22 protein-coding genes and 2 pseudogenes are annotated in these 25,855 nt (G+C 65.0%); 14 read left to right on the forward strand and 10 right to left on the reverse strand.

Annotated elements, in window-relative coordinates; translation table 11 throughout:
* Positions 1-5 precede the first annotated feature (5 nt).
* Positions 6-1,475 (reverse strand): PLP-dependent aminotransferase family protein, encoded by a 1,470-nt coding sequence (locus tag P5704_012590; GenBank protein ID WOF76919.1) that lies wholly within the window; start codon positions 1,473-1,475, stop codon positions 6-8.
* Between the two features lie 94 nt (positions 1,476-1,569).
* Between P5704_012590 and P5704_012595 the strand changes: the two are divergent.
* Positions 1,570-2,224, forward strand: a pseudogene (locus P5704_012595) (FMN-binding negative transcriptional regulator).
* Positions 2,217-2,657 carry a GNAT family N-acetyltransferase gene (locus tag P5704_012600; protein WOF76920.1) on the forward strand — a complete coding sequence of 147 codons (441 nt, stop codon included), beginning with the start codon at positions 2,217-2,219 and terminating at the stop codon, positions 2,655-2,657. Before P5704_012595 ends, P5704_012600 begins: the two are co-directional and overlap by 8 nt.
* Positions 2,658-2,663: 6 nt before the next feature.
* Here P5704_012600 and P5704_012605 read toward each other — a convergent pair whose 3' ends face one another.
* Positions 2,664-3,482 carry a helix-turn-helix transcriptional regulator gene (locus tag P5704_012605; protein ID WOF76921.1) on the reverse strand — a complete coding sequence of 273 codons (819 nt, stop codon included), beginning with the start codon at positions 3,480-3,482 and terminating at the stop codon, positions 2,664-2,666.
* 169 nt (positions 3,483-3,651) lie between these two features.
* On the opposite strand from P5704_012605, the gene P5704_012610 reads away from it, so the two are divergent.
* The 3 genes and pseudogenes from P5704_012610 to P5704_012620 all read left to right on the forward strand — a co-directional run bounded on the left by P5704_012610 (position 3,652) and on the right by P5704_012620 (position 7,091).
* The gene (locus P5704_012610; protein ID WOF76922.1) at positions 3,652-5,073 is read left to right on the forward strand and encodes an alanine/glycine:cation symporter family protein; all 1,422 of its coding nucleotides are present in this window, start codon (positions 3,652-3,654) and stop codon (positions 5,071-5,073) included.
* A 102-nt stretch (positions 5,074-5,175) separates the two neighbouring features.
* Positions 5,176-6,159, forward strand: a complete 984-nt coding sequence (locus tag P5704_012615; GenBank protein ID WOF76923.1) for an asparaginase — start codon at positions 5,176-5,178, stop codon at positions 6,157-6,159.
* A gap of 121 nt (positions 6,160-6,280) precedes the next feature.
* A pseudogene (locus P5704_012620) lies at positions 6,281-7,091 on the forward strand (ABC transporter substrate-binding protein).
* 41 nt (positions 7,092-7,132) lie between these two features.
* Here the strand turns inward: P5704_012620 and P5704_012625 are convergent.
* The 6 genes from P5704_012625 to P5704_012650 all read right to left on the reverse strand — a co-directional run bounded on the left by P5704_012625 (position 7,133) and on the right by P5704_012650 (position 13,534).
* Entirely contained in the window at positions 7,133-7,831 is a 699-nt protein-coding gene (locus tag P5704_012625) for a carbonic anhydrase (protein WOF76924.1), read from the reverse strand.
* 52 nt (positions 7,832-7,883) lie between these two features.
* Positions 7,884-8,792 (reverse strand): glutaminase B, encoded by a 909-nt coding sequence (gene glsB, locus P5704_012630; protein WOF76925.1) that lies wholly within the window; start codon positions 8,790-8,792, stop codon positions 7,884-7,886.
* 64 nt (positions 8,793-8,856) lie between these two features.
* Entirely contained in the window at positions 8,857-9,159 is a 303-nt protein-coding gene (locus P5704_012635) for a transcriptional regulator (GenBank protein WOF76926.1), read from the reverse strand.
* Between the two features lies 1 nt (position 9,160).
* Entirely contained in the window at positions 9,161-10,102 is a 942-nt protein-coding gene (locus tag P5704_012640; GenBank protein WOF76927.1) for a sodium-dependent bicarbonate transport family permease, read from the reverse strand.
* A 188-nt stretch (positions 10,103-10,290) separates the two neighbouring features.
* Positions 10,291-12,108 carry a sodium-extruding oxaloacetate decarboxylase subunit alpha gene (gene oadA / locus P5704_012645; GenBank protein WOF76928.1) on the reverse strand — a complete coding sequence of 606 codons (1,818 nt, stop codon included), beginning with the start codon at positions 12,106-12,108 and terminating at the stop codon, positions 10,291-10,293.
* A gap of 10 nt (positions 12,109-12,118) precedes the next feature.
* Positions 12,119-13,534, reverse strand: coding sequence for an acetyl-CoA carboxylase biotin carboxylase subunit (locus P5704_012650; GenBank protein WOF76929.1), 1,416 nt, complete (start codon positions 13,532-13,534; stop codon positions 12,119-12,121).
* Positions 13,535-13,788: 254 nt separating this feature from the next.
* Here P5704_012650 and P5704_012655 point away from each other — a divergent pair, with 254 nt between their 5' ends.
* From P5704_012655 to P5704_012670, 4 genes are all read left to right on the forward strand, one after another.
* Positions 13,789-14,733 carry a LysR family transcriptional regulator gene (locus tag P5704_012655; protein WOF81220.1) on the forward strand — a complete coding sequence of 315 codons (945 nt, stop codon included), beginning with the start codon at positions 13,789-13,791 and terminating at the stop codon, positions 14,731-14,733.
* Positions 14,734-14,969: 236 nt separating this feature from the next.
* Positions 14,970-15,491 carry a sigma-70 family RNA polymerase sigma factor gene (locus tag P5704_012660; protein ID WOF76930.1) on the forward strand — a complete coding sequence of 174 codons (522 nt, stop codon included), beginning with the start codon at positions 14,970-14,972 and terminating at the stop codon, positions 15,489-15,491.
* Entirely contained in the window at positions 15,488-16,435 is a 948-nt protein-coding gene (locus tag P5704_012665; protein ID WOF76931.1) for a FecR domain-containing protein, read from the forward strand. The genes P5704_012660 and P5704_012665 overlap by 4 nt, the downstream gene beginning before the upstream one ends.
* 94 nt (positions 16,436-16,529) lie before the next feature.
* A complete protein-coding gene (locus P5704_012670; GenBank protein ID WOF76932.1) occupies positions 16,530-19,001 on the forward strand; it encodes a TonB-dependent siderophore receptor in 2,472 nt (823 codons plus the stop codon).
* 203 nt (positions 19,002-19,204) lie between these two features.
* Here the strand turns inward: P5704_012670 and P5704_012675 are convergent, their stop codons facing one another.
* Together P5704_012675 and hexR are read right to left on the reverse strand one after the other, a co-directional pair.
* Positions 19,205-19,414 (reverse strand): hypothetical protein, encoded by a 210-nt coding sequence (locus tag P5704_012675; GenBank protein ID WOF76933.1) that lies wholly within the window; start codon positions 19,412-19,414, stop codon positions 19,205-19,207.
* Positions 19,415-19,515: 101 nt separating this feature from the next.
* The gene (gene hexR, locus P5704_012680; GenBank protein ID WOF76934.1) at positions 19,516-20,382 is read right to left on the reverse strand and encodes a transcriptional regulator HexR; all 867 of its coding nucleotides are present in this window, start codon (positions 20,380-20,382) and stop codon (positions 19,516-19,518) included.
* 142 nt (positions 20,383-20,524) lie between these two features.
* On the opposite strand from hexR, the gene zwf reads away from it, so the two are divergent.
* The 5 genes from zwf to thpD all read left to right on the forward strand — a co-directional run bounded on the left by zwf (position 20,525) and on the right by thpD (position 25,774).
* A complete protein-coding gene (zwf, locus tag P5704_012685) occupies positions 20,525-21,967 on the forward strand; it encodes a glucose-6-phosphate dehydrogenase (protein WOF76935.1) in 1,443 nt (480 codons plus the stop codon).
* Between the two features lie 629 nt (positions 21,968-22,596).
* Positions 22,597-23,112 carry a diaminobutyrate acetyltransferase gene (gene ectA / locus P5704_012690; protein ID WOF81221.1) on the forward strand — a complete coding sequence of 172 codons (516 nt, stop codon included), beginning with the start codon at positions 22,597-22,599 and terminating at the stop codon, positions 23,110-23,112.
* A complete protein-coding gene (gene ectB / locus P5704_012695) occupies positions 23,109-24,386 on the forward strand; it encodes a diaminobutyrate--2-oxoglutarate transaminase (GenBank protein ID WOF76936.1) in 1,278 nt (425 codons plus the stop codon). The genes ectA and ectB overlap by 4 nt, the downstream gene beginning before the upstream one ends.
* A gap of 10 nt (positions 24,387-24,396) precedes the next feature.
* Positions 24,397-24,798 (forward strand): ectoine synthase, encoded by a 402-nt coding sequence (locus P5704_012700; protein WOF76937.1) that lies wholly within the window; start codon positions 24,397-24,399, stop codon positions 24,796-24,798.
* Positions 24,799-24,865: 67 nt separating this feature from the next.
* Entirely contained in the window at positions 24,866-25,774 is a 909-nt protein-coding gene (thpD, locus tag P5704_012705; protein WOF81222.1) for an ectoine hydroxylase, read from the forward strand.
* Positions 25,775-25,855 lie beyond the last annotated feature (81 nt).

Below are 25,855 nucleotides of genomic sequence, written 5' to 3' on the forward strand. Positions count from 1 at the left end.
TGTCGCTAGCACGGCAGGTCCCAGGCACGTCGCAAGCGTTGCAACGCGGCGACGATTTCCATCTCCGGAACCGCCGCGAAACCCAGCACCAGGCCGCCCGCCGCGTCCTGCGGCGGCTGACCGTCCAGCCAGTAGTCGGCCAGCCCGTTCATTTCCACCCCGACCGCTCGCGCCGCGGCCACCAGCTCCGCTTCGCGGGCCTGACTGTGCACCGGCACACACAGATGCAGCCCAGCTTCCACTGCCGGCAAAGCCGCGCAACCCGCTATCGCCTCTGGCCAGTGCTGCAGCAGGGTGTCGCGGCGTGCCCGGGCGGCCTGGCGCATACGGCGTACGTGGCGCTGGAAATGCCCGGCGGCGATGAATTCGGACATCACCGCCTGGCTGCCAGGATCGGAGTGACGCATATCCAGCGCGCGGCGGCGGGCAAACGCCTCGGCCAGGCCGGGAGGCAACACCAGATAGCCGAGGCGCAGCGCGGGGAAGGCGATCTTGCAGAAGGTGCCGACGTAGAGCACCCGCCCCTGCCGGTCCAGCGCCGCCAAGGGGGTCAGCGGCGTGCCGCTGTAACGGTACTCGCCGTCGTAGTCGTCCTCGACGATCCAGCCCTCGTTGCGCTCGGCCCAGGCGAGCAGTTCCAGACGCCGTGCCAGCGACAGCGTCACCCCGGTCGGATACTGATGCGACGGCGTGACATAGGCCAGCCGGCAACCTTCGATCTGCGCAAGCGCGGCGGTGTCCAACCCCTCGCCGTCTACCGCGACGCCGCACAGCTCGGCGCCCGCCACGGCAAAGGCATGACCGGCGGCGCGGTAGCCCGGATTTTCCAGCGCCACCCGATCGCCTGGCTGCACCAGCAGTTGGGCGCACAGACTGATGCCCTGCTGCGCACCGCAGGTAATCACCACCTGGGACGGATCGCAGTTCAGCCCGCGACTGCTGCGCAGGTAGGCCGCTACCAGTTCGCGCAAGGCAGGCTCACCCGCCGGGTCGCCATAGCCCAGGAGCGCCGGCGATGGCTTGCGCCAGAAACGCGCCATGAGCCGCGCCCAGATGTCGAAGGGGAAAAGATCGAAGGCCGGCACACCGATGCGAAAGGCCCGCGGCGCACCGCTCACCGGCGGCGCCAGGTGATGGCGCTGCAGGCGCAACAGTGCCTCGGTCGTAGCCGGTCCGGAAGCAGCCGGCTGCGCTAGCGACCGCGCGCCGCCGAGCTCCACCACGTAGGTGCCATCGCCAACCCGACCTTCGATGTAGCCCTCGGCATAGAGCTGATCGAACGCTCGGGTAACGGTGTTGCGCGACACCGCCAGCAATGCCGCCAGATCGCGACTGGCCGGCAGCCGGCTCCCTCCAGCCAGACGACCATCGAGGATGCGCTCGCGCAGGGTCTGATAAAGCTGACGCGTCAGCCCCTGACTGCGCTCCAGACGAATGCCGGAAAGATCGACGGGCAACGGAGGTATGGTCGGCATAGGGCGCATTGGCTCTATCGAGGTCACAGGTAATGGATCTTACAGCGGGCCAATATCCTGCCTAGCATGGCAAAACCGTATTCGGAGAGATGCCATGTACCTGCCCGCCTCATTCCGCCAGGACGATCTTGGCGAGTTGCACCGCCAGATTCGGGCGATGCCATTCGCGCTGCTGGCCAGCGCGGGCACGGACGGCGTGCAGGCCAGCCACCTGCCGCTGCTTGCTGGAACCCGACGAAGGCGAGTTAGGTACCCTCTACGGTCACTTCGCCAGGGCCAACCCGCACTGGCGCGAGCTGCGGGAAGACAGCGAAGCGCTCGCCGTGTTCAGCGGCCCCGACGCCTACATCAGCCCCAGCTGGTACCCGGCCAAAGCAGAGCACGGCAAGGTCGTGCCGACCTGGAACTACATTGCCGTGCATGCTCGCGGCCCGGTGCAGCTGATCGAGGAGCGCGACAGCCTGCTACGGATCGTCAGCCGCCTCAGCGACCGGCATGAAGCCAGCCGGCCACAGCCCTGGGCCGTAGGCGATGCACCCGCCGATTACCTCGACGCCATGCTGCGCGCCATCGTCGGCTTCGCCCTGCCGATTCGCCAACTGAAGGGCAAGTGGAAGCTCGGGCAGAACCGCTCGCCGGCCGACCAGGACGGAGTTCGCCAGGGCCTGACCGCCTCGCCTGAGCCGCGCGACCAGGCGCTTGCCGCGCGCATGTCCACTACCAACTGTCGAGGAACGCACCGTGCTTGAGATCCGCCCCATCACCGCCGCCGACCACGCCGCCTGGCACGACCTCTGGCGGGGCTACCAGCGCTTCTATTCCGCCGACATTCCCGAGCAAACCAGCGACCTCACCTGGCAGCGCTTCCTCGATCCGGCCGAACCGATGCATGCCGCGCAGGCCTGGCATGACGGCCACGCCATTGGCTTGGTGCACTGGATCTTCCATCGCAGCTGCTGGACTCGTGGTGATTATTGTTACCTGCAGGACCTCTACGTGGCCGAGGGCACGCGCGGCACGGGCATCGGCCGGGGGCTGATCGAGCACGTCTATGCCCAGGCCGCAGCCGCCGGCGCCGAGCGCGTCCACTGGCTGACCCAGGAGAGCAACTATAGAGGGCGCATGCTCTACGACCGCATCGCCGAGCGCTCGGGCTTCATCCAGTGCCGCCAGCTGCTCTGAGCGTCCTCACTCGATGCCAAACAGCCCGTTCTCCACATGCGGGGTCGCCAGGCGCTCGCGGATGTCCGGGTCGATACGCGGGTCGTCCGGGCTGTACAGCATCACCTGGCGATAGGCGCTGACCCGGTTGATCTCGCGGCCCAGGTATTCCCAGACCACCGCAGTGCACGCCGGCGTGCGGCGGTCGCCGGAGGAGACACCGGTCTTCAGGCCGTTGAGCCGGGTGATGCGGCTCTTGAAGCTGGGGATGAGGATGGTCTGGCTCATCTCGTTGAGCGTCAGCGATTCGTAGTCGATCAGGAACAGCCGGTCCTGCAGACCGAAGGCGGCGCCCAGGTAGCGGCAGCGCACCCAGTCCTCGGCCTGCCCGAGGGTGGGACTGGCACGTTCCTGGCGCTCCTGGCGCTCGAACAGGTACAGGCCGTTCTCCTCGCGCAGATGCACCAGCGAGATGAGGATGCTGCCCGGCACCGACATGCAGTTGGCGTATTCGAAGTAGTAGCCGCAGTAGCGCGACAGGCTGGTGGCGTGCTCGCGCAGCGGCTGCAGCAGGGCCAGCAGCGGATCGGTCCGTGGCAGCGCCTGGGCTTCCGGATGGCGCGCCCCGACCAGCCGGACGAACTGCTCGGGTGGCATCTCCAGCTCATAGCCCTCGACACCGAAGAAGTCGCCGATGCGTTTGAGGTTGAACGGCGTGGGACGGCTCTGCCCGCCCAGGTACTTGTTGAACTGCGCCCGATTGATGGTCAGCTTGCGGCACACCTCGGCAATCGAGCGATAGTGACTGCAGAGCAACTTGAGGTTTTCGGCGAGGTGGGAGGTCACGGGGATGCCCTGAGGGTGGCGCGAGTGCCGCCATTCTAGCATCAGGTCGCGCCACATCGCGGCCACCTGCGAAATTGTCCTGTCGACGCTACTGTTGAAACATCCCTCGCTTGCACGGCGCAGCGGCGCGCGCCGACACCCTAACAACGACAACAAGGTGAACATTGCCATGCTCGACCTTCTGAATGACCTCATTTGGAGCAAGTTGCTGATCGTCATGCTGATCGGCCTCGGCCTGCTCTTCACGATTCGCTCCGGCTTCGTCCAGTTCCGTTATTTCGGCAACATGTTCAGCATCTTCGGCCACGCCTTCGAGCGTCAGCCGGGACAGCTCTCTTCCTTCCAGGCCCTGATGCTTTCGGTCGCCGGCCGCGTCGGCGCGGGCAACATCGCCGGCGTCTCGGTGGCGATCATGCTCGGCGGCCCGGGCGCGATCTTCTGGATGTGGGTGGTGGCGCTGGTGGGCATGGCGACCAGCTACTTCGAGTGTTCGCTGGCGCAGCTGTACAAGCGTCGCGAGCCGGACGGCACCTACCGCGGCGGCCCGGCCTTCTACATCCAGCACGGCCTCGGCCAGCGCTGGCTGGGCATCGTCGTCTCGATCCTGCTGCTGATGACCTTCGGCTTCGGCTTCAATGCCGTGCAGTCGTTCACCGTCGCCAGCTCGCTGCATGACACCTTCGGCGTGCCGACCGTGGCCAGCGGCATCGCCCTGACGCTGGTCATCGCCGGCATCATCTTCGGCGGCATCCGCCGCATCGCCAAGTGGGCCGACGTACTGGTGCCGGTCATGGCGTTCTCCTACCTGGGCATGGCGCTGTTCGTCATCGGCAGCAACTTCAGTGCGGTGCCGGAAACCTTCGGCCTGATCTTGCGCAGCGCCTTCGGTCTGGAGCAGGCGTTCGCCGGCGGCATCGGCGCGGCGATCCTGATGGGCGTCAAGCGCGGCCTGTTCTCCAACGAGGCAGGCCTGGGCAGTGCGCCGAACGTCGCCGCGGTCGCCGAGGTCAAGCACCCGGTGGCGCAGGGCATCGTGCAGTCGCTCTCGGTGTTCATCGACACCATCATCCTGTGCAGCTGCACGGCGCTGATCATCCTGCTCTCGGGTGTCTACGAGCCGGGCATGGAGCAGGCCGGTGTCGTGCTGACCCAGAGCGCCATGGCCGCCGTGGTCGGCGAGTGGGGCCGGGTGTTCGTCAGCATCGCGCTGTTGCTGTTCGTCTTCACCACGCTGATCTACAACTACTATCTGGGTGAGAACGCGCTGGGCTTTTTCACCGAGAAGCGCATGCCGGTGGTGATCTACCGCATCCTCGTGGTCATCCTTGTGCTCTGGGGTTCGGTGCAGGACCTGGGCACCGTGTTCGCCTTCGCCGACGTGACCATGGGTCTGCTGGCCATCGCCAACCTGGTCGCCGTGGCCCTGCTGTTCAAGGTCGGCCTGCGCCTGATGCGCGACTACGACCGCCAGATCCGCGCCGGCATCGAGCAACCCGTGCTCGATCCGAAGGACTTCGCCGACCTGGATCTCGACCCGGCCGTGTGGAAGGCGAACATGTCCGCCACGCCCGAAACCACCGAGCGCCGCTAAGCGTTCCGACGCGACCGGCCAGCCCTCTGCGCGATCGCGCACGGGGCTGGCCCCATCCGCCTGTTTTCCTGATGGCCTGCGCCGAACGAGCGAGGAGCGCGTGTGAACCAATCAATCGAACGCCTGCTGGTGCTCTACACCGGCGGCACCATCGGCATGCAACAGAGCGCCGCCGGGTTGATGCCGGCCTCCGGCTTCGAAGCCCGCCTGCGGGCGCAGCAGGCGCTGGAAGCCGGACCGCTGCCGAGCTGGACCTTCCGCGAACTGCAACCGCTGCTGGACAGCGCCAACATGCAGCCGACGCACTGGCTGCAGATGGCGACCGCCGTCCGCGAAGCCGTGGCGCAGGGCGACTGCGATGCGGTGCTGTTGCTGCACGGCACCGACACCCTGGCCTACAGCGCCGCTGCGTTGTCCTTCCTGCTGCTCGATCTTGAGATTCCCGTGCTGCTCACCGGCGCCATGCTGCCGGCGGGAAGCCCGGGCAGCGATGCCTGGCCCAACCTGTTCGGTGCCATGCGCGCCCTGCAGGCCGGGCAGGTGCAAGGCGTGCAACTGTTCTTCAACGGCGTGCTGCTGCACGGCGCGCGGGTCAGCAAACGGCGCAGCGATGCCTTCGACGCCTTCGCCGAGGCGCCGCGCAAGCGCCTCGCCGCAGCAGCCAGCGAGCGTCCGCCGGCGCTGTTGCCGCAGCGACCGGTGCAGGTCGTGGTGCTGCCGTTGTACCCCGGCGTCGGTGCCGCGCAGGTGCAGGCGCTGGTCGCCAGTGGCGCCCAGGCGCTGCTGCTCGAATGTTATGGCAGCGGCACCGGTCCGACGGGCGATGCCGCATTCATCGAAGCGTTGCGCCACGCGCATCGACAGGGCGTGGTGCTGGCGGCGATCAGCCAGTGCCCGGGCGGTCATGTCGACTTCGACGTCTATGCCACCGGCAGCGGCCTGCGCGATGCCGGCCTGGTCTCCGGCGGCGGCATGACCCGTGAAGCGGCGCTGGGCAAGCTGTTCGCCCTGCTCGCCGCCGGGCTCGATCACGCCGAGGTGGAACACTGGTTCTGCCGCGACCTCTGCGGCGAAATGGCCGACTGAAAACGACACCGGCAAAAATGCGCGCTGCCCCGCAGGGCAGCGCGGCCGGCTGGCGATGTCCCGGCAGCACCGCTACCCTTGCTCACGCCAACAACAAGAAAAGCGTCAAGGAGCCGATGCCATGGCCAGATCCCGAACTGCCGGGGCGCTGTTCGTCCTGCTCATCAGCGCTGCATGCGCCGCCCAGGCCGAACTGCCTGCCAACTATCAGATCACCCTGCAAACCGACAGCTTTCCGCCTTTCAACATGGGGCCCAACAGCAAGGGCTTCGCCCGCGGCGACGATGTGCAGGGCATCGATGCCGACACCGTGCGTGACATCTTTCGCCGCGCCGGCATCGCCTACAACCTGACCCTGCGCGGACCCTGGAGCCGGCTCTACGAGCAGACCCGGCAGCAGCCCGCCCACGGCCTGTTCTCGGTGGCGCGCACGCCGCAGAACGCCGGACAGTTCAAGTGGGTCGGGCCGCTGGCCCATCACGCCAGCGTGCTGCTGGCGCCGGCCGACAGTGACCTGAAGTTCGACAGCCTGGAGCAGGCGCAGGGCTACCAGATCGGCGGCCACGCCAACGGCAGCGTCAGCCTGTTCCTGGAAAGCCAAGGCATCGCCACCAGCAACAGCCTCAACGACGCCGAAAACCTGCGCAAGCTGCTGACCGGGCGCATCGACCTGTGGGCGGTGGCCGATCCGGTGTGGCGTCATTACGCGCGGCTGCAGGGCGTCGATGAGGGCCAGCTGCGCATAGCGCTGAGCTATCGCAGCGAACCGCTGTATCTGGCGCTGAGTCCTGATACGCCGGACGCAGTGGTCAATCGCCTGCAGAAGGCGCTCGACGAGGTGATCGCCGAAGGCTACGCCGGCTGCAGCAAGACTCCGGACCTCTGCTATTCTGATCCAGGAGCGCGGCAAGACGCTGGCCGGCGGCCGCTGACCCCGCGCCTCGTCACCAGGCCGAGAGCGCCCGGGAGCGCATCAGCTCAGCTGGTAGCGCGCCCGCGGCGTGGCCATCGGCAGCGGGCCGTCGCCGACCAGGCGGAACTCGCCCTTCTCGGCATCGTAGGCGCGAATCTCGCTGGTCCCGATGTTGTATATCCAGCCGTGGATGAACAGCTGACCGCTGGCCAACCGCGCCGCCACCGAGGGATGCGTGCGCAGGTGATCGAGCTGAGCCACCACGTTCTCCTCGGTGAGGATGCCGAGGGTGTTGTGGTCGGCGCAGCCACAGTTCTGCTCGACGACGATCTTCGCCACCTCGGCATGGCGCAGCCAGCCCTTGACCGTCGGCATGCGCTCCAGCTGAGCCGGGTTGAGCACCGCCTTCATCGCGCCGCAGTCGGAGTGGCCGCAGACGATGATGTGCTGCACGCCGAGCGCCATCACGGCGAATTCGATGGCGGTCGACACGCCGCCGTTCATCTGCCCGTAGGGCGGCACTACGTTGCCGACGTTGCGGGTGACGAACAGGTCGCCGGGCGAGCTCTGGGTAATCAGCTCGGGGATGATCCGCGAGTCGGCACAGGTGATGAACATGGCCCGCGGCGTCTGTTCGTAGGCGAGTTTCTCGAACAGCTCGCGCTGCTCGGGATAGACCTCTTCGCGGAAGCGCTTTACACCCGAGACGATGTGTTCCAGGGCTTCCTGGGCGGTTTCGCTCTTCTTGTCGTCATTCATGCTTGGTTCTCTCCAGAGGAATTCGAAGGATAGGCGCCGCCGCGACGGCGCGTCAGAAGATGGACCAGCCGATACGCTGCGACAGCGCCTCGAGGGCGGCCATGCCGATCAGCGAATTGCCCGCGGCGTTGAGTTCCGGCGACCAGACGCAGACGGTGAAGCGCCCCGGCACCACCGCGACGATGCCGCCGCCGACCCCGCTCTTGCCGGGCAGGCCGACGCGATAGGCGAAGTTGCCGGCCTCGTCGTACAAGCCGCTGGTGGCCATGATCGCGTTGACCTGCTTGGCCTGACGCGGCGCCAGCACCGCCTCGCCACTTTGCGGGCAGGCACCATCGCGAGCGAGAAAGGCGAACGCGCGGGCCAGGTCGACGCAGTTCATGCGCAGCGCACAGTGATGAAAATAGCTGCGCAATACCGCCTCGACATCGTTGTGGAAGTTGCCGAAGGCCTGCATCAGGTAAGCCATGGCCGCATTGCGCGCGCGGTGCTGGTATTCGGATTCGGCGACACGAGTGTCGGAGACGATCTGCCGGTTGCCGGACAGGTGCCGGACGAAATCGCGCATCGACAGCTCCGGGGTGGCGAAGCGCGACTGGTTGACGTCGCAGATCACCAGCGCCCCGGCGTTGATGAACGGGTTGCGCGGGCGGCCGCGTTCGAACTCGAGCTGCACCAGCGAATTGAACGGCTGCCCGGAAGGCTCGTGGCCCAGCCGCTCCCACAATGACTCGCCGCGATGGGCGATGGCCTGCACCAGGCTGAACACTTTCGAGATGCTCTGGATCGAGAACGGCGTCTGCGCGTCGCCGGCCTCGAACACTTCGCCCTCGGCGCTGCATACGGCGATGCCCAGCTGGTCAGGCGGCACGTCGGCCAGTGCCGGAATGTAGCTGGCCACGCGACCTTGCCCGAGCAGCGGGCGCACATCGTCGAGAATTTCCTGCAGCAGGGCGTGCATCGAAGGTTCCATCGATTCAGAGTCCAGGGTGGACGTCCACCGGCCGAGGGGCATCACAGGCGCGTCAGAACTTCTCGGCCCGCAGCACTTCGACCTCGGCCAGGTAGCAGACCATGGCGAAGTTCTCGTAGTAGCGGGCCTGCAGATGCTCGGCGATGCGCTCGGCGATCTCGCGGCTGCAGATCACCTCCAGGCGGATATTGCCGTCGGTATCCCAGCCGGCACTGCGCACCCCGCGGCTACCGCTGCCACGGGCGTCCGACAGGGTCCAGCCCGGCGCGCCAAGTGCATTCAGGTCGCCTACCAGCTTGTGTTCCAGCGCTGCCTCGCAGATCACGGTCAGCAGCGTACGGTTGTGCGCGTTCATCTCAGAACCCCCAGGCGATCAGCCGCTCGGCCAGGGCCAGGTAGAGCGGTATGCCGATCAGGATGTTGAACGGAAAGGTGATGCCCAGCGAAGCGGTCAACGACAGCGACGGATTGGCTTCCGGCACCGCCAGGCGCATCGCCGCCGGCACCGCGATGTACGAGGCACTCGCCGCCAGCGTGGCGAGCATCGCCGTGCCGCCCAGCGACAGCCCCATGAGGCGCGCCAGCAGGGCGCCGATCAGCGCACCGATCAGCGGCATCAGCAAGGCGAAAGCGGCGAGCTTGAAGCCGAAGCGCTTGAGCGAGCCGAGCTGGCCGGAGGCGATCAGCCCCATCTCCAGCAGGAAGAACGCCAGCACCGGTTTGAACATGCTGGTGTACAGCGGTTCGAGCGGCTTGATCGCGTCCTTGCCGGCGACCGCACCGATCAGCAAGCCGCCGAGCAGCAGCATGATGCTCTTGCCGAGAAAGATCTCGCGTCCCAGCTCCTTCCAGTCGGTATCGCGCGAGACGCCCTTGGCCAACAGGATGCCGACCAGAATCGCCGGGATCTCGAGGATCGCCACGAACAGCGGCATGTAGCTTTCGAAGAAGATTTCCCGCGCCACCAGATAGGCCACCACCACGGCGAAGGTACCGGCGCTCACCGAACCATAGTGCGCCGCCACCGCCGCCGCGTTGACCCGGTCGAAGCGCAGGCCGCGCAACAGGATGAAGGCCAGCACCGGCAGCAACACGCCCAGCCCCAGCACCAGCAGCGACTGGCCCAGAAGTGCCGCACTGGCCTGCTCGGCCAGCTCCACGCCACCGTGCAAACCGATCGCCAGCAGCAGGACGATCGACAGCGTCTCGTAGAGCGCCGGCGGCAGTTTCAACTCGCTCTTCACCAGGCCCGCAAACAGGCCGAACACGAAGAACAGCACTACTGGGTCGATCCCCATCTACAGTCTCCACAGCTTGGTCATTGCACCGGTCCCTGGCAGACACTGGCTCAAAAAAAAGGAGCCGCATGGGCTCCCAAAGGGGACACACTGCCAGCACCGTCCGTTCCGCTGGCTGTCGCGCAGGCAGCCAGAACGCTCGGAATGGCGCTGGCGTGGCGCGATCAGACCGCCACGCCACCCTTCACTCAGCCCTCGATCTCTATCAAGACTTCTCCCGGGTTCACCCGGTCACCTTTGGCGACATGCACGGCCTTGACCGTTCCGCCCATGGGCGCCTGGATTTCGGTTTCCATCTTCATCGCCTCACTGATCAGCACGGCCTGGCCGGCCTTGACCACGTCGCCTTCCTTGACCAGTACGTCGACCACGTTGCCCGGCATGCTGGTACTGACGTCGCCCGGACCGCTGGCCTGCTTGCGCTGGCCGCCGCCGCTGCCGCCGACGAAGTTGTTCAATGGCTCGAACACCACCTCTTCCGGCATGCCGTCGATGGAGAGGAAGAAGTGCCGCTTGCCTTCGCCCTTGACGCCGACACCGGTGATATCCACGCGATAGGTCTCGCCGTGCACGTCGATGACGAATTCGGTCGGCACGCCCTGCCCGCCTGCGGCCGTCGCGGTGCTGCCGTCAGGGATCGGCAGCAATGTTTCCGGCACCAATGTGCCAGCCTCGCGTTCCTCGAGGAACTTGCGGCCGATGTCGGGAAACATGGCGTAGGTCAGCACGTCTTCTTCGGATTTGGCCAGCGCACCGACCTCCTGGCGCAGCTTGTCCAGCTCCGGCTTGAGCAAGTCGGCCGGGCGCACGTCGATGATCTCCTCACCGCCGATGGCCTGGCGCTGCAGCTTGGCATCGATGGTGCCCGGCGCCTTGCCGTAGCGGCCCTGCAGGTAGAGCTTCACCTCGTTGGTGATGGTCTTGTAGCGTTCGCCGGCGAGCACGTTGAAGAACGCCTGGGTGCCGACGATCTGCGAGGTCGGGGTTACCAGCGGCGGGTAGCCGAGGTCCTTGCGCACGCGCGGAATCTCGGCGAGCACTTCATCCATGCGGTTCAGCGCGCCCTGCTCCTTCAGCTGGTTGGCCAGGTTGGAAATCATCCCGCCCGGCACCTGGTTGACCTGCACGCGGGTGTCGACGCCGGTGAACTCGCTTTCGAACTGGTGGTACTTCTTGCGCACCGCGTAGAAGTACAGGCCGATCTCCTGCAGCAGCTCCAGATCGAGGCCGGTGTCATAGGGCGTGCCGCGCAACGCGGCGACCATGGATTCGGTGCCGGGGTGGCTGGTGCCCCAGGCCATGGAGGAAATGGCCGTGTCGATGTGGTCGGCGCCGTTCTCGATGGCTTTCAGCTGGCACATGCTGGCGACGCCGGCCGTGTCGTGGGAATGGATGAACACCGGCAGATCGATCTCGGCCTTCAGCGCACGCACCAGCTCGCCGGTGGCGAACGGCGTGAGCAGGCCGGCCATGTCCTTGATGGCGATGGAATCGACGCCCATGTCGCGCATCGCCCGCGCCTGTTCGACGAACAGTTCGACGGTATGCACCGGGCTGGTGGTGTAGGCGATGGTGCCCTGGGCGTGCTTGCCGGTCTTCTTCACGGCCTTGATCGCGGTTTCCAGATTTCGCACATCGTTCATCGCATCGAAGATGCGGAACACGTCGATGCCGTTCTGCGCCGCCTTGGCGCAGAACGCCTCGACCACGTCATCGCTGTAATGGCGGTAGCCGAGCAGGTTCTGCCCGCGCAGCAGCATCTGCAGCCGGGTATTGGGCAGCGCCGCCTTGAGCTGGCGCAGGCGCTCCCAGGGGTCTTCTTTCAAAAAGCGCACGCAGGCATCGAACGTCGCGCCGCCCCAGACTTCCAGAGACCAGTAGCCGACACGGTCGAGCTTTTCGCAGATCGGCAGCATGTCTTCGGTGCGCATGCGGGTGGCCAGCAGCGACTGATGGGCGTCACGCAGGATGGTGTCGGTAACGGTGATTTTCTTCTGAGCAGTCATGGTTCGTTCCTCACAGTCCTGCGTGGGCGGCGATGGCGGCAGCGATAGCCAGGGCCAGCTCGCCCGGCTTGCGTTTGATCGAGTAATTCAGCAGTTCCGGGTGGTTTTCGACGAAGCTGGTGTTGAATTGGCCGCTGCGGAAATCCGGACTGGCGAGAATCTGCTGGTAATAGGTGGCGGTGGTCTTCACGCCCTGTACGCGCATGTCGTCCAGTGCCCGCGAACCGCGGGCCAGCGCCTCTTCCCAGGTCAGCGCCCAGACGATCAGTTTCAGGCACATCGAGTCGTAGTACGGCGGAATGGTGTAGCCGGTGTAGATCGCCGTATCGGTGCGCACGCCCGGGCCGCCCGGCGCGTAATAGCGGGTGATCTTGCCGAAGCAGGGCAGGAAGTCGTTACGCGGCTCCTCGGCGTTGATGCGGAACTGCAGGGCGAAACCGCGATACTGGATATCCTCCTGCTTGACCGAAAGCGGCTGGCCGGAGGCGATGCGGATCTGCTCGCGGACGATATCGATCCCGGTGATTTCCTCGGTGATGGTGTGTTCCACCTGCACCCGGGTGTTCATTTCCATGAAGTACACCTCGCCATCGGCGAGCAGGAACTCCACGGTGCCGGCGTTCTCGTAGCCCACCGCCTTGGCCGCACGCACGGCCAGGTCGCCGATATAGGCGCGCTGCTCGGGGGTGAGCTGCGGGCTCGGCGCGATCTCGATGAGCTTCTGGTTGCGGCGCTGGATCGAGCAGTCGCGCTCGAACAGGTGCACGGTGTTGCCGAAACTGTCGGCCAGCACCTGCGCCTCGATGTGCTTGGGTTCGACGATGCACTTTTCCAGGAAGACCTCGGCACTGCCGAAGGCCTTGGTCGCTTCGGAGATCACTCGCGGGTAGGCCGATTCCAGCTCTGCCTGCGAGTTGCAACGGCGAATACCGCGACCGCCACCACCGGAGGTGGCCTTGAGCATCACCGGGTAGCCGATACGCTCGGCTTCACGCAGCGCTTCGGCAAGATCGGCGACGTTGCCTTCGGTGCCCGGCGTGACCGGCACGCCGGCCTTGATCATGCTGCGCCGCGCTTCGGTCTTGTCGCCCATACGGCGAATCACGTCTGCCGAAGGGCCTACGAACTTGATCCCACGTTCGGCGCAGATCTCTGCCAGTTCGGCATTCTCGGAAAGAAATCCATAGCCTGGATGCAGCGCATCGCAGCCGGTTTCCACAGCCAGGTTCACCAGCTTGCGGGGGTTCAGGTAGCCGGCCAGCGGGTCTTCGCCGATGAAATGCGCCTCGTCGGCACGCTTGACGTGCAGCGCATGGCGGTCGGCTTCGGAGAATACCGCCACCGAGCGGACACCCATTTCGGCACAGGCGCGGACGATACGCACCGCGATTTCCCCGCGGTTGGCGATCAGCAGCTTCTTGATCACGCTGTCTTCCCTCGGATCGTTGAGCAGGCGACCCGCGTGCGGGTCATGATCACTCGCATTTGCAACGAGCCGTTTCACCCTACGCCCGCTGGGGTGATTACTGAAAATGAATAATTGTTTGCCTGAGAATAAGTAATTACTTATAGATTCGCCCTGAGCAGCACTAATCTGGCCGAATGGTCAGCACCTCCGGCAACGCTGCCAGGGCGCTGCGTTTCAATAAAACTGCGGAGATCGTGATGCGAAAATCGCTGATGCGCATGACATTGCGCCAGCTTCAGGTATTTCGCGCTGTGTGCGAGACACATTCCTATAGCCGTGCCGCCGAGGAAATGGCACTGACCCAACCCGCCGTCAGTTTGCAGATTCGGCAGCTCGAGGAACTGGTCGGCCAACCGCTTTTCGAGTACCTCGGCAAGAAGCTCTACCTGACCGATGCGGCCGAGGCACTGCAACGAGCCAGCACCGACATCTTCGGTCGCCTCGACAGTCTCGACATGCAGCTCTCGGATCTGCAGGGCTCGCTGCAGGGCCAGCTCAACCTGGCAGTGGAATCCAGCGCCAAGTACATCACCCCGCATCTGTTCGCCGCCTTCAAGCGCCTGCACCCTGAAGTCAGCCTGCAACTGGTGGTGGTCAACCATGCCCAGGCGGTCAAGCGCCTGTCGGTGAGCCGCGACGACCTGCTGATCATGTCCCAGGTGCCCACCGACATGGACCTGGAGTTCATGCCCTTCCTGAACAACCCGATCATCGCCGTGGCGCCGCCCGACCATCCGCTGTGTCACGCCGCCACGCTGTCCCTGCAGGACCTCACGGACTATTCCCTGCTGGTGCGGGAGCCCGGCTCCGGCACGCGCCGGGCTGGCGAAGACTACCTGCGCCAGAAGCGCGCACATTTTGCCCAGACCACCCAGGTCGCCTCACTGGACGCGCTGCGCGAATGCGTGGTGGCCGGGCTCGGCCTGGCGCTGCTGCCGCGTCATGCGGTGCATCTGGAGCTGGCCAGCGGGCTCTTACGCGAGCTGCCGGTCGAGGAGCTGCCGCTGTATCGCAGCTGGTGCGTGGTGCATTCGCGCGGCAAGCGCCTGAGCCCGGTGGCCCAGGCGTTCTTCGCTTTCCTCCGTGAAGAGCGCGCGCAGATCAGTGCGCTGGCGGAGCGCTTCGCCGGCTCGCCGACGACGAGCGCAGCGAGCTGATCACCAGCGCATCGGCGTAGTCGTTCAGTTCGGCATGCAGCTGACGCTGCTCGGTGTAGTACTGGGGACATGTGCTGTTCTGCCGAAACAAGACTGGGAACATCGGCATGACGGTCGCAGATGACGATCCCATGAAGACGCAGGAGCCTATCGGGACGTTGCCGTCCACCCTACCGCCGCTTAGAATGCGACGAATTCTCATTTGAGCAACGGCGCTGGGCGCCAGGGATTCCACCATGCGCCCCGTCTCGCCAGGCGACAGCTCGCATCACAGCCAACTGCACCGGCTCTACAGCGAACACCACGGCTGGCTGCAGGGCTGGTTGCGCCGGCGCCTGGGCTGCAGCGCCGATGCCGCCGACCTGGCGCAGGACACCTTCTTTCGCCTGCTCACCCGGCCGCCGCTGCAACTGGCCGAGCCGCGCGCCTACCTGGCAACCGTTGCCAACCGCCTGCTGATCAACCTTTACCGTCGTCGTTCGCTGGAGCAGGCCTACCTGGAAGCCCTGGCCAGTCTGCCGGAAGACGAAGCGCCCACGCTGGAGCGCCAGGCGCTGATACTCGAAGTCCTCAACGAAGTGGACCAGGTACTCACCCGCCTGCCGACCAGAGCCCGCCAGGCCTTCCTGATGTCCCAGCTCGAAGGGCACACCCAGGAGCAGATCGCCACGCACCTGGGCATCCATGTGCGTTCGGTGCAGCGTTACCTGGCGCGAGCCTACGAGGAATGCATCGTGCTCGCCGCGGAACTGCCATGAGCGCGCAGCCCATTGACCGCCGCATCGCCCGTGAGGCCGCACGCTGGTTCGTGCGCCTGCAGGGCAACGCCAACGAAGCCGAGCGAGACGCCTGCGCCCGCTGGCGAGCCAGCCATGCCGACCACGAACGCGCCTGGCGCCTGGCCGAGCGCTTCCATGCCCACCTGCGGGAGATTCCCACCGAGGTCGGCGTGCCGGTCCTGGACCGCGCGCAGGGCATCGACCGCCGCGACACCCTCAAGCTGCTCGCCCTGCTCGCCGCCGCACCGCTCGGCGCGCTCGGCTACCGCGAACTGCCCTGGCGCGCCTGGAGCGCCGGCGAGCGCACCGCCGTCGGCGAACGACGCGAGCTGACCCTGGCCGACGGCACCCGCGTCCTGCTCAACACCGACAGCGCTCTGGACGTGGTCTTCGACGACGACCTGCGCCTGTTGCGCCTGCGCGCCGGCGAAATACTGGTGACCAGCGCCCAGGACCGCGCCGGCCGGCCCCTGCTGGTGGAAACCGCCGAAGGCCGGGTGCGCCCAGTGGGCACGCGCTTCAGCGTGCGCCAGTTCGAGGACGAAACGCAGGTGGCGGTATTCGAGGGCGCGGTGCAACTGCAGCCACGGCATGGCGCCCAACGCTTCCTGCCGGCGGGCCAACAGGCGTTTTTCGCAGCCGATGGCGTCGATACGCCCGTGCCGCTGGCCGCCCATGCCGGCGACTGGACCCGGGGCGTGCTGCGCGCCGAGAAAATGCGCCTGGCCGACTTCGCCACCGAACTGGCCCGCTACCGCCCCGGCCTGCTGCGTTGCGACCCGGCGGTGGCCGGGCTGCTAATCTCCGGCGCCTTCCAGTTGCACGATACGGACGAAGCCCTGGCCGCCCTGGCCCGCACGCTGCCGGTGGAAATCCACTATCGTAGCCGCTACTGGGTGACCCTCGCGCCCAGATCGACCTGAGAATAAAACTCAAACGAAAATCGTTGTCGTCTTTTCCGTCGATGGCGTGTCCTCCCCGTAGACACCGCCAATACCGACCAACGGGGAACACTCGATGCGACAACCACAATGGCACCGCCAACCCTCCTATCTCCTGGCCCGCGCAGTACGCGGCGCGACCCTCGGCTTGCTGGTCGCAAGCAGCGGCCTGGCCAGCCCCACGCTGCTGGCCGATACGATCGCCCAGCAGCAGAATCGCCACTACAGCATCCCCGCCGGCCCTCTGAGCGCCGCGCTGACCGAATTCGCCAGCAGCGTGGGTATTACCCTGCCACTTGACCCTGCCATGGTCGAAGGTCTGCACAGCCCAGGCCTGCGAGGCGACTACAACGTGCAACAGGGTTTGCAGCAATTGCTCAAGGGCTCGGGCCTGCAAGCCGTGCCCTTGGCCAACGGCAATTACATCCTGCGCAAGAACGCGTCCGTCAGCGGCTCGATAGAGCTGGACAGCATCACGATCAATGCCCAGGCCGAGCGCCTCTCCGGCCCCGGCAACGGCATGGTCGCCACCCACACCAGCATCGGCACCAAGACCAACACACCGATCAGCGAAGTACCGCAGTCGATCTCGGTCATCACCCGCGACGAGATGGACAAGCGCGGCGTGCAGGACTTCAACTCCGCCGTGGCCTATACCCCCGGTATCCGCGCCATCGACTACGTGGGAGGCCAGGGTGCGCCCGACATCTACATGCGCGGCTTTCGCTCGTTCAACCTGTTCGGCACCTACAAGGACGGCCTGCGCAGCGGCTTCAACCAGTACGACACCGACCTCGAAACCTACGGCCTGGAACGCATCGACGTGATCAAGGGCCCAGCCTCGGTGCTGTACGGCCAGATGGCCCCCGGCGGCATGGTCAACCTGACCAGCAAGCGCCCCAGCGACGAAACCATTCGCCAGGTCCAGATTCAGGGCGGTAGCCATGATCGCAAGCAAGGCGCCATTGACCTCGGCGGCCGGCTCGACGACCAGGGTGAGCTCACCTACCGCTTCGTGGCCCTCAAGCGCGACAGCGGCACTCAGGTCGACCACTCGCCGGACAACCGCACCTACATCGCGCCATCGCTGACCTGGAAGCCGGACGATGACACCCGCTTCACCGTCATCGCCAGCTACCTGAAGACCCGCAAGGGCGGCGCCGAACAGAGCTTTCCGGTAAACGGCACGCTGACCGGCACGCCGTTCGGCCACGTGCCGTCGAGCACCTACCTGGGCGATCCGGACGTGAGTAAGTACGAGGTGGAGAACACCTCGCTGGGCTACAACTTCGAGCGCCAGCTGAGCGATGACTGGACGTTCACCCAGAATGCCCGCTACATGAAGACCAATGTTGACTTCATCAGCAACGGTGCCCGCAACAGCGGCCAGCTCGGCGCCGACGGCCGTACTTACACCTTTGGCTACCAGAGGCGGCCGAAGAAAACCGACACCTTCCTGCTCGACAACAACCTTGGCGGCCAATTCGCCACCGGGCCGATCAGCCACGATGTGCTGGTGGGCTTCGACTACGGGCATTACTCGGGCCGTGAATCGCGCAGCGGGGTCACCAGCAACCAGACCGTGGATATCTTCGACCCGGTCTACAATGCCAGCCCAACCTGGAGCAGCACGTTGCAGACCGACGGCAAAAGTGTCGTGTCGCAGAAAGGCCTGTACTTTCAGGACATGCTAAGCCTCGACAAATGGCGCCTGACCCTGGGCGGGCGCCAGGACTGGGTCGAGGGGCGCGAGTACAGCTACCTGTACGACATGCGGGGCGTGCAGAAAGACCACAAGTTCACCGGTCGCGTGGGCCTGGCCTACCTGTTCGACAACGGCGTCACCCCTTACGCCAGTTACAGCACCTCGTTTCAGCCAACGTCCGGTACCGCCCAGGATGGCAGCTCCTTCAAGCCCACCGAAGGCGAACAGTACGAACTGGGCATCAAGTACGAGCCACCCGGCTACAACAGCTTCATCACCCTGTCGGTGTATGACCTGACCCAGAAGAACGTCACCACCACCGACCCAACCAACCCCAGCTACCAGGTACAGACCGGCGAGCAACGTTCGCGCGGCGTCGAGCTGGAAGGCAAGGCCGAGCTGACCCATGGCCTGGACCTGATCGCCTCGTACGCCTACACCGATGCCGAAGTGACCAAGGCCAACCCTGTGGGCACCGGCGCCAGCGCCTACAGCCTCGAGGGCAACGTGCCGATTTCGGTGCCCAGAAACACCGCCTCGCTGTGGCTCGACTACAGCGTGCAGGGCGGCCCGCTGGAAGGCCTGGGCATGGGCGTCGGCCAGCGCTATATCGGTTCCTCGTACAACGCCAGGAACACCGTCAAGGTCCCGCACTACACCCTCACCGATGCCAGCGTGCGTTATGACCTGGGGCACCTGAGCGAAGATTTGAAGGGTATGTCGGTGGATCTCAGCGCGAGCAACCTGTTCGACAAGCGCTACTTCACCCCGGGCTTCTATGAGAACTCCGTGTTCTACGGTACTCGCCGTACGGTGGTGGGCAGCCTGACCTACGCCTGGTGACACACCATGGCTGGGTGCGCGCCGCGCGCCCAGCCATGAGGCAAAAATCCGCTTGCGCGTAATGCGGTTCAGCCAGCCACGCAAGAGTGCGTTGCCGGAGCTGCCGGTGGAGCTGCCGCGGTCTCGAAGCTGGCCCGGTGCAAGCATATGAGCCCCTTAGCCCAGGCATTCCTCGCCTTCATCCGCGACGAACGCGCCCCAGATCAGCGCACTGGCGCGGCGCTTTGCCGATGCCGCGCATCCATCGACGGGCTGATCAATGCCAGGTCGGGGAACTCACCCAGCTCATGCTGCAGCTGACGCTGCTCGGCATAGGTCTCGATGGCGCGGCGAAAACGCATGCGCCGCTCATCCTGCTGTTTGCGACGGGACTTGCTGTCGAGCTGGTTGCTGTCGTCGGTGTGCCGGAGCATGAGGCGATCTCCCAGAACAGGTAAGGAGAGATCAGCATCGACGTCGTGGATGACAACCTGAAGTCAGCATGATTACGCGACCGTGAAGGTGCAGTGGCGCATCAATCTTCGTGCGTCTTGACCTTCTGCGGCGACAGGCGAAGGCTGCGCAGGCTGCGCTTCACGCTCTTGAGGTGATTGACCAGGCTCGGCCCGCGGGCCATGGCGACGCCCATCGCCAGCACATCGATCACCACCAGATGGGCGATACGCGAGGTCAGCGGGGTGTAGATCTCGGTGTCTTCCTGCACGTCGATCGCCAGGTTGATGGTGGCCAGCTCGGCCAGCGGCGTCTGGCTTGGGCACAGGGTGATCAGCGTCGCGCCGGATTCACGCACCACATTGGCGGTGATCAGCAGATCCTTCGAGCGCCCGGACTGCGAGATGCAGATCGCCACGTCGGTGGGCTTGAGCGTCACCGCCGACATGGCCTGCATGTGCGGATCGGAATAGGCCGCGGCTGACAGCAGCAGGCGGAAGAACTTGTGCTGGGCGTCGGTGGCCACCGCGCCCGAGGCACCAAAACCGTAGAACTCCACACGTTCGGCCTTGGCCATGGCGGCGATGGCGCGCTGCAACGCTTCGGGGTCGAGCCGCTCGCGCACTTCCATGAGGGTGTGCAGCGTGGTGTCGAAGATCTTCAAGGCGAAGTCGGCCACCGAATCGTTCTCGCTGATGGCGAACTGACCGAAGCTGGCGCCAGCCGCCAGGCTCTGCGCCAGTTTGAGCTTGAGATCCTGAAAGCCCAGGCAACCGATGGCGCGGCAGAAACGCACGATGGTGGGTTCGCTGACACCGACCACGTGGGCCAGGTCGGCCATGGAACTGTGCATCACCGACGCCGGATCGAGCAGGACATGGTCGGCCACTTTCAGCTCCGACTTCCGTAGCAGGCTTCTGGATTGGGCGATGTGCTGCAGCAGATTCACGTTCCGGACTCGCTATGCTCTCGTCTGATGGCTTTGCTCGGGCGCGATCGACGCCGCTCAGCCGTCAGCGGGTTGTAGTGGGGCGGTAGTTATACTACAAGCCTCGCCACGACGCCCATTTTTTGGCCCTGGGAGAGAATCGATGTCGATATCCTGTGACATGCTCGTGTTCGGCGGGACCGGTGACCTGACGCTGCATAAACTGCTTCCGGCGCTCTACCACCTGCACCGTGACGGGCGCCTGCACGCCGACGTACGGATACTCGCCCTGGCGCGCAAGAAGCTCGACCGCGACGGTTACCTGGCCCTGGCCGAACGGCATTGCCGCGCCCAGGTTGCCCGCAGCGATTTCAGCAGCGACACCTGGCAGGCCTTCGCCCAGCGCCTGGACTATTTCGCCATGGACGCCTCCCAGCGCGGCGATTACGTGCGCCTTGCCCATCACCTCGGCCAGGCCGATGGCCGTGTGCGGGTGTACTACCTGGCGACCGCGCCGGACCTGTTCGAACCCATCGCCGCCAACCTGGAAAGCGCCGGGCTGGCCGGTGACGATGCGCGCATCGTGCTGGAAAAGCCCATCGGCCATTCGCTGGACTCGGCGCTGGAGATCAACGAGTCGATCGGCGCCGTGTTCCCCGAGTCGCGCATCTACCGGATCGACCATTACCTGGGCAAGGAAACGGTGCAGAACCTCATGGCGCTGCGCTTCGCCAACGCCCTGTTCGAGCCGATCTGGCGCTCCGGGCATATCGACCACGTGCAGATCACCGTCGCCGAAACCCTCGGCGTGGAGAACCGCGGCGGCTACTACGACAACGCCGGCGCGATGCGCGACATGCTGCAGAACCACCTCCTGCAGCTGCTCTGCCTGGTGGCGATGGAAGCGCCGGTGCGTTTCGATGCCAAGCACATCCGCGGCGAAAAGGTGAAGGTGCTCGAGGCGCTCAAGCCGATCACCAGCAACGACGTGCTGGACAAGACCGTGCGTGGGCAATACGGCGCCGGCCGCATCGGTGGCCACGACGTGCAGGCCTACTACTTCGAGCCCAACATCGACAACGACAGCGACACCGAAACCTTCGTCGCGGTGAAGGCCGAGATCGACAACTGGCGCTGGGCTGGCGTGCCCTTCTACCTGCGCACCGGCAAGCGCATGGCGCGCAAGCGCTCGGAGATCATCATCACCTTCAAGCAGGTGCCGCACCTGCTGTTCAGCAAGGGTGAAGTAAACCGCCTGGTGATCAGCCTGCAGCCGGAAGAAAGCATCAGCCTGCAGCTGATGGCCAAGGCACCCGGCAAGGGCATGCAGCTGGAACCGGTGGAACTGGATCTGAATCTGGCGCATGCCTTCAGCAGCACCCGCCGCTGGGAAGCCTACGAGCGGCTGCTGCTGGATGTGATCGAAGGCGATTCCACGCTGTTCATGCGCCGGGATGAGGTCGAAGCAGCCTGGAACTGGGTCGATCCGATCCTGCGCGGCTGGCACAGCCACTACCGCAAACCGCGCCCCTATCCGGCCGGCGAGGACGGCCCGGAACAGGCCCATCAATTCATCGAACGCCAGGGACATCGCTGGTGGCAATGAAGTTGCCTGGCGCAACTTCCGGCAACTTCGCCACAGCCCCCGTATAACGCGAGATAGAGCGGATCGACAGACTTCCTGAAATCATCGAGCGCGGCCAGGACAACTACGCCGAGCAACTAGCTCGGCGCTGGCCATACCGCACCGACATACAGACGTCATATCAGCGAAATATTATCGATAGTTCACGCCGCCTTTTCTCGCTATTTCCGCGCCAATTCTCAGCCTGATTCTTCCCAGCACACTTCTGCGCAGCACGCCAGGCACAGCAGGGGTCGCACGGCGAACGATCCGGGTATCGATTACCCACAGCAAACCCAGCATTCATGCCACCTGCAGCCACACCAAGGTCATCCTGGGCGAACTTCTGCGCATCACTGCCATCGAACTTCCCGAGTCACTCCAGAAACTCTCCCGCAACTATCAGTCTTCATTGCCAGTTGAGCGAAATGAAACAGACTGACACATCCGCGGCGCAATCGCCGTAATTACGCGGGGTCGAGCGATATATGCAGCACTCTGCACTTCGCATATTCAGAAGTCCGGGTTGAGAAACTTCTCCGGATATGCCTACCCTAAAAAGGAATTCAATCAACAACCCCAAAGGCATTGTTTTGAGTTTCCCCACCGTAGTGCTCCGTCGCCCAACCGACGGCGACGGTTACAACCTGCATCAGCTGGTGGCACGCTGCCAGCCCCTCGATACCAATTCGGTCTACTGCAACCTGCTGCAGTGCTCCGATTTCGCCGACACCGCCATCGCCGCAGAGAACGCCCAGGGCGAACTGGTTGGTTTCATCTCGGGTTACCGCCCCCCTGCCCGCCCGGACACCCTGTTCGTCTGGCAGGTCGCCGTCGACAGCTCGATGCGCGGACAGGGCCTGGCCCTGCGCATGCTGCTGGCGCTGACGGCCCGTGTGGCCCGTGAGCACGACGTGCGCTTCATGGAAACCACCATTTCCCCGGACAACGCGGCGTCACAGGCGCTGTTCAAGCGGGCATTCGACCGGCTGGGTGCCGACTGCACCACGCGCACGCTGTTTTCCCGCGCCGCGCACTTTGGCGGTCAGCACGAGGACGAGGTGCTCTACCGCGCCGGCCCGTTCACCGTTTCCCATCTAGAAGAAGAGCTCAAGGAGCACGCATGAAAACTTTTGAACTGAACGAATCCAAGGTTCGTAGCTACTGCCGTTCCTTCCCCGTGGTCTTCAACCAGGCCCAGGGTGCCGAACTGGTCACGCAGGACGGCAAGCGTTACATCGACTTCCTCGCCGGTGCCGGCACGCTCAACTACGGGCACAACCACCCGGTACTCAAGCAGGCGCTGCTCGAGTACATCCAGAACGACGGCATCACCCATGGCCTGGACATGTACACCGCGGCCAAGGAGCGTTTCCTCGACACCTTCAACCGCCTGATCCTCGAGCCGCGCGGCATGGGCGACTACCGCATGCAGTTCACCGGCCCGACCGGCACCAACGCGGTGGAAGCGGCGATGAAACTGGCGCGCAAGGTCACCGGGCGCAACAACATCATCAGCTTCACCAATGGCTTTCACGGCTGCAGCATCGGCGCCCTGGCCGCGACCGGCAACCAGCATCATCGTGGCGGTTCCGGCATCGGCCTCAGCGACGTCAGCCGCATGCCCTACGCCAACTACTTCGGCGACAAGACCAACACCATCGGCATGATGGACAAGCTGCTCTCCGACCCCTCCAGCGGCATCGACAAGCCGGCCGCGGTGATCGTCGAGGTGGTCCAGGGCGAAGGCGGTCTGAACATTGCGTCGACCGAGTGGATGCGCAAGCTCGAGAAGCTCTGCCGCAAGCACGAGATGCTGCTGATCGTCGATGACATCCAGGCCGGTTGCGGCCGCACCGGAACCTTCTTCAGCTTCGAGGAGATGGGCATCCAGCCGGATATCGTGACACTGTCCAAGTCGCTGTCCGGCTACGGCCTGCCATTCGCCATGGTGCTGCTGCGCCCGGAACTGGACCAGTGGAAGCCGGGCGAGCACAACGGCACCTTCCGCGGCAACAATCACGCGTTCGTCACTGCGGCTGCGGCCGTCGAGCACTTCTGGCAGAACGACGAGTTCGCCAACAGCGTGAAGGCCAAGGGCAAGCGCATCGCCGACGGCATGCAGCGCATCGTCCGCCGCCACGGCCCGGACTCGCTGTTTCTCAAGGGCCGCGGAATGATGATCGGCATCAGCTGCCCGGATGGCGACATCGCTTCCGCCGTCTGCCGTCACGCCTTCGAGAACGGCCTGGTGATCGAAACCAGCGGCGCGCACAGCGAAGTGGTCAAGTGCCTCTGCCCGCTGATCATCAGCGAAGAGCAGATCGACCGTGCACTCGCCATCCTCGACAAGGCCTTTGCCGCCGTGATGAGCGAGCAGACCGAAAACCAAGCTTCCTGAGGTATTTGCAATGATCGTCAGAACCCTCGCCGAGTGCGAGCAGACCGACCGCAAGGTCCACAGCAAGACCGGCACCTGGGATAGCACCCGCCTGTTGCTCAAAGACGACAACATGGGTTTCTCGTTCCACATCACCACCATCTACGCCGGCACCGAGACGCACATCCACTACCAGAACCATCTGGAATCGGTGTACTGCATGAGTGGCAACGGCGAGATCGAGACCATCGCCGACGGCAAGATCTACAAGATCGAACCCGGCACGCTGTACATCCTCGACAAGCACGACGAGCACCTGCTGCGGGGCGGCAGCGAGGACATGAAGATGGCCTGCGTCTTCAATCCGCCGCTCAACGGCAAGGAAGTGCATGACGAGAGCGGCGTCTATCCGCTGGAGGCCGAAACCGTCTGATACCGGTTTACCCGGGGCGGCCGCCGAGCCGCCCCCATCACAAGAAAAGGAGGTATGCGTGAACCCTATGCAAGCCGACCTGTATCCCTCGCGCCAGGAAGACCAGCCCAGCTGGCAGGAACGCCTGGATCCGGTCGTCTACCGCAGCGACCTAGAGAATGCGCCGATAGCGGCGGAGCTGATCGAGCGTTTCGAGCGCGACGGCTACCTGGTCATCCCCAACCTGTTCAGCGCCGACGAAGTCGCGGTATTCCGTGCCGAACTCGAGCGCATGCGCCAGGATCCGGCCGTCGCCGGCTCCGGCAAGACCATCAAGGAACCCGACAGCGGCGCGGTCCGCTCGGTGTTCGACATTCACAGCGACAACGAGCTGTTCGCCCGTGTAGCCGCCGACGAACGAACTGCCGGTATCGCCCGTTACATTCTCGGCGGTGATCTGTACGTGCATCAGTCGCGGATGAACTTCAAGCCCGGCTTCACCGGCAAGGAGTTCTACTGGCACTCGGACTTCGAGACCTGGCACATCGAGGACGGCATGCCGCGCATGCGCTGCCTGTCCTGCTCGATCCTGTTGACCGACAACGCGCCGTACAACGGCCCGCTGATGCTGATGCCCGGTTCGCACAAGCACTATGTGCGCTGCGTCGGCGCCACGCCGGAGAACCACTACGAGAAATCCTTGCGCAAGCAGGAGTTCGGCGTGCCCGATCAGAACAGCCTGAGCGAGCTGGCCAGCCGCTTCGGCATCGACTGCGCCACCGGCCCGGCCGGCAGCGTGGTGTTCTTCGACTGCAACACCATGCACGGCTCCAACGGCAACATCACGCCCAGCGCACGGAGCAATCTGTTCTACGTCTACAACCACGTGGATAATGCCGTGCAGGCTCCGTTCTGCGAGCAGAAACCGCGCCCGGCCTTCGTCGCCGAACGCGAGAATTTCAAGCCGCTGGACATTCGGCCGCAACAGTATCTCTGAGGCGACGGGGCGCGTCTGATGACGGGCCCCCTCCCCGGCTTTGGCCGATCGCTACCGGCCCAGGGAAATTCATTCCAGCTC

Origin of the sequence: Pseudomonas sp. FeN3W (assembly GCA_030263805.2) — a bacterium.
Taxonomy (GTDB): Bacteria; Pseudomonadota; Gammaproteobacteria; order Pseudomonadales; family Pseudomonadaceae; genus Stutzerimonas; species Stutzerimonas stutzeri_G.

Coding starts and splice junctions, on each gene's coding strand:
- P5704_012590 (WOF76919.1), bottom strand. CDS start 1,475: ATGCCGACCATACCTCCGTTGCCCGTCGATCTTTCCGGCATTCGTCTG.
- P5704_012610 (WOF76922.1), top strand. CDS start 3,652: ATGCTCGACCTTCTGAATGACCTCATTTGGAGCAAGTTGCTGATCGTC.
- P5704_012625 (WOF76924.1), bottom strand. CDS start 7,831: ATGAATGACGACAAGAAGAGCGAAACCGCCCAGGAAGCCCTGGAACAC.
- glsB (WOF76925.1), bottom strand. CDS start 8,792: ATGCACGCCCTGCTGCAGGAAATTCTCGACGATGTGCGCCCGCTGCTC.
- P5704_012635 (WOF76926.1), bottom strand. CDS start 9,159: ATGAACGCGCACAACCGTACGCTGCTGACCGTGATCTGCGAGGCAGCG.
- P5704_012640 (WOF76927.1), bottom strand. CDS start 10,102: ATGGGGATCGACCCAGTAGTGCTGTTCTTCGTGTTCGGCCTGTTTGCG.
- oadA (WOF76928.1), bottom strand. CDS start 12,108: ATGACTGCTCAGAAGAAAATCACCGTTACCGACACCATCCTGCGTGAC.
- P5704_012655 (WOF81220.1), top strand. CDS start 13,789: ATGCGCATGACATTGCGCCAGCTTCAGGTATTTCGCGCTGTGTGCGAG.
- P5704_012660 (WOF76930.1), top strand. CDS start 14,970: ATGCGCCCCGTCTCGCCAGGCGACAGCTCGCATCACAGCCAACTGCAC.
- P5704_012665 (WOF76931.1), top strand. CDS start 15,488: ATGAGCGCGCAGCCCATTGACCGCCGCATCGCCCGTGAGGCCGCACGC.
- P5704_012670 (WOF76932.1), top strand. CDS start 16,530: ATGCGACAACCACAATGGCACCGCCAACCCTCCTATCTCCTGGCCCGC.
- P5704_012675 (WOF76933.1), bottom strand. CDS start 19,414: ATGCTCCGGCACACCGACGACAGCAACCAGCTCGACAGCAAGTCCCGT.
- zwf (WOF76935.1), top strand. CDS start 20,525: ATGTCGATATCCTGTGACATGCTCGTGTTCGGCGGGACCGGTGACCTG.
- ectB (WOF76936.1), top strand. CDS start 23,109: ATGAAAACTTTTGAACTGAACGAATCCAAGGTTCGTAGCTACTGCCGT.
- P5704_012700 (WOF76937.1), top strand. CDS start 24,397: ATGATCGTCAGAACCCTCGCCGAGTGCGAGCAGACCGACCGCAAGGTC.
- thpD (WOF81222.1), top strand. CDS start 24,866: ATGCAAGCCGACCTGTATCCCTCGCGCCAGGAAGACCAGCCCAGCTGG.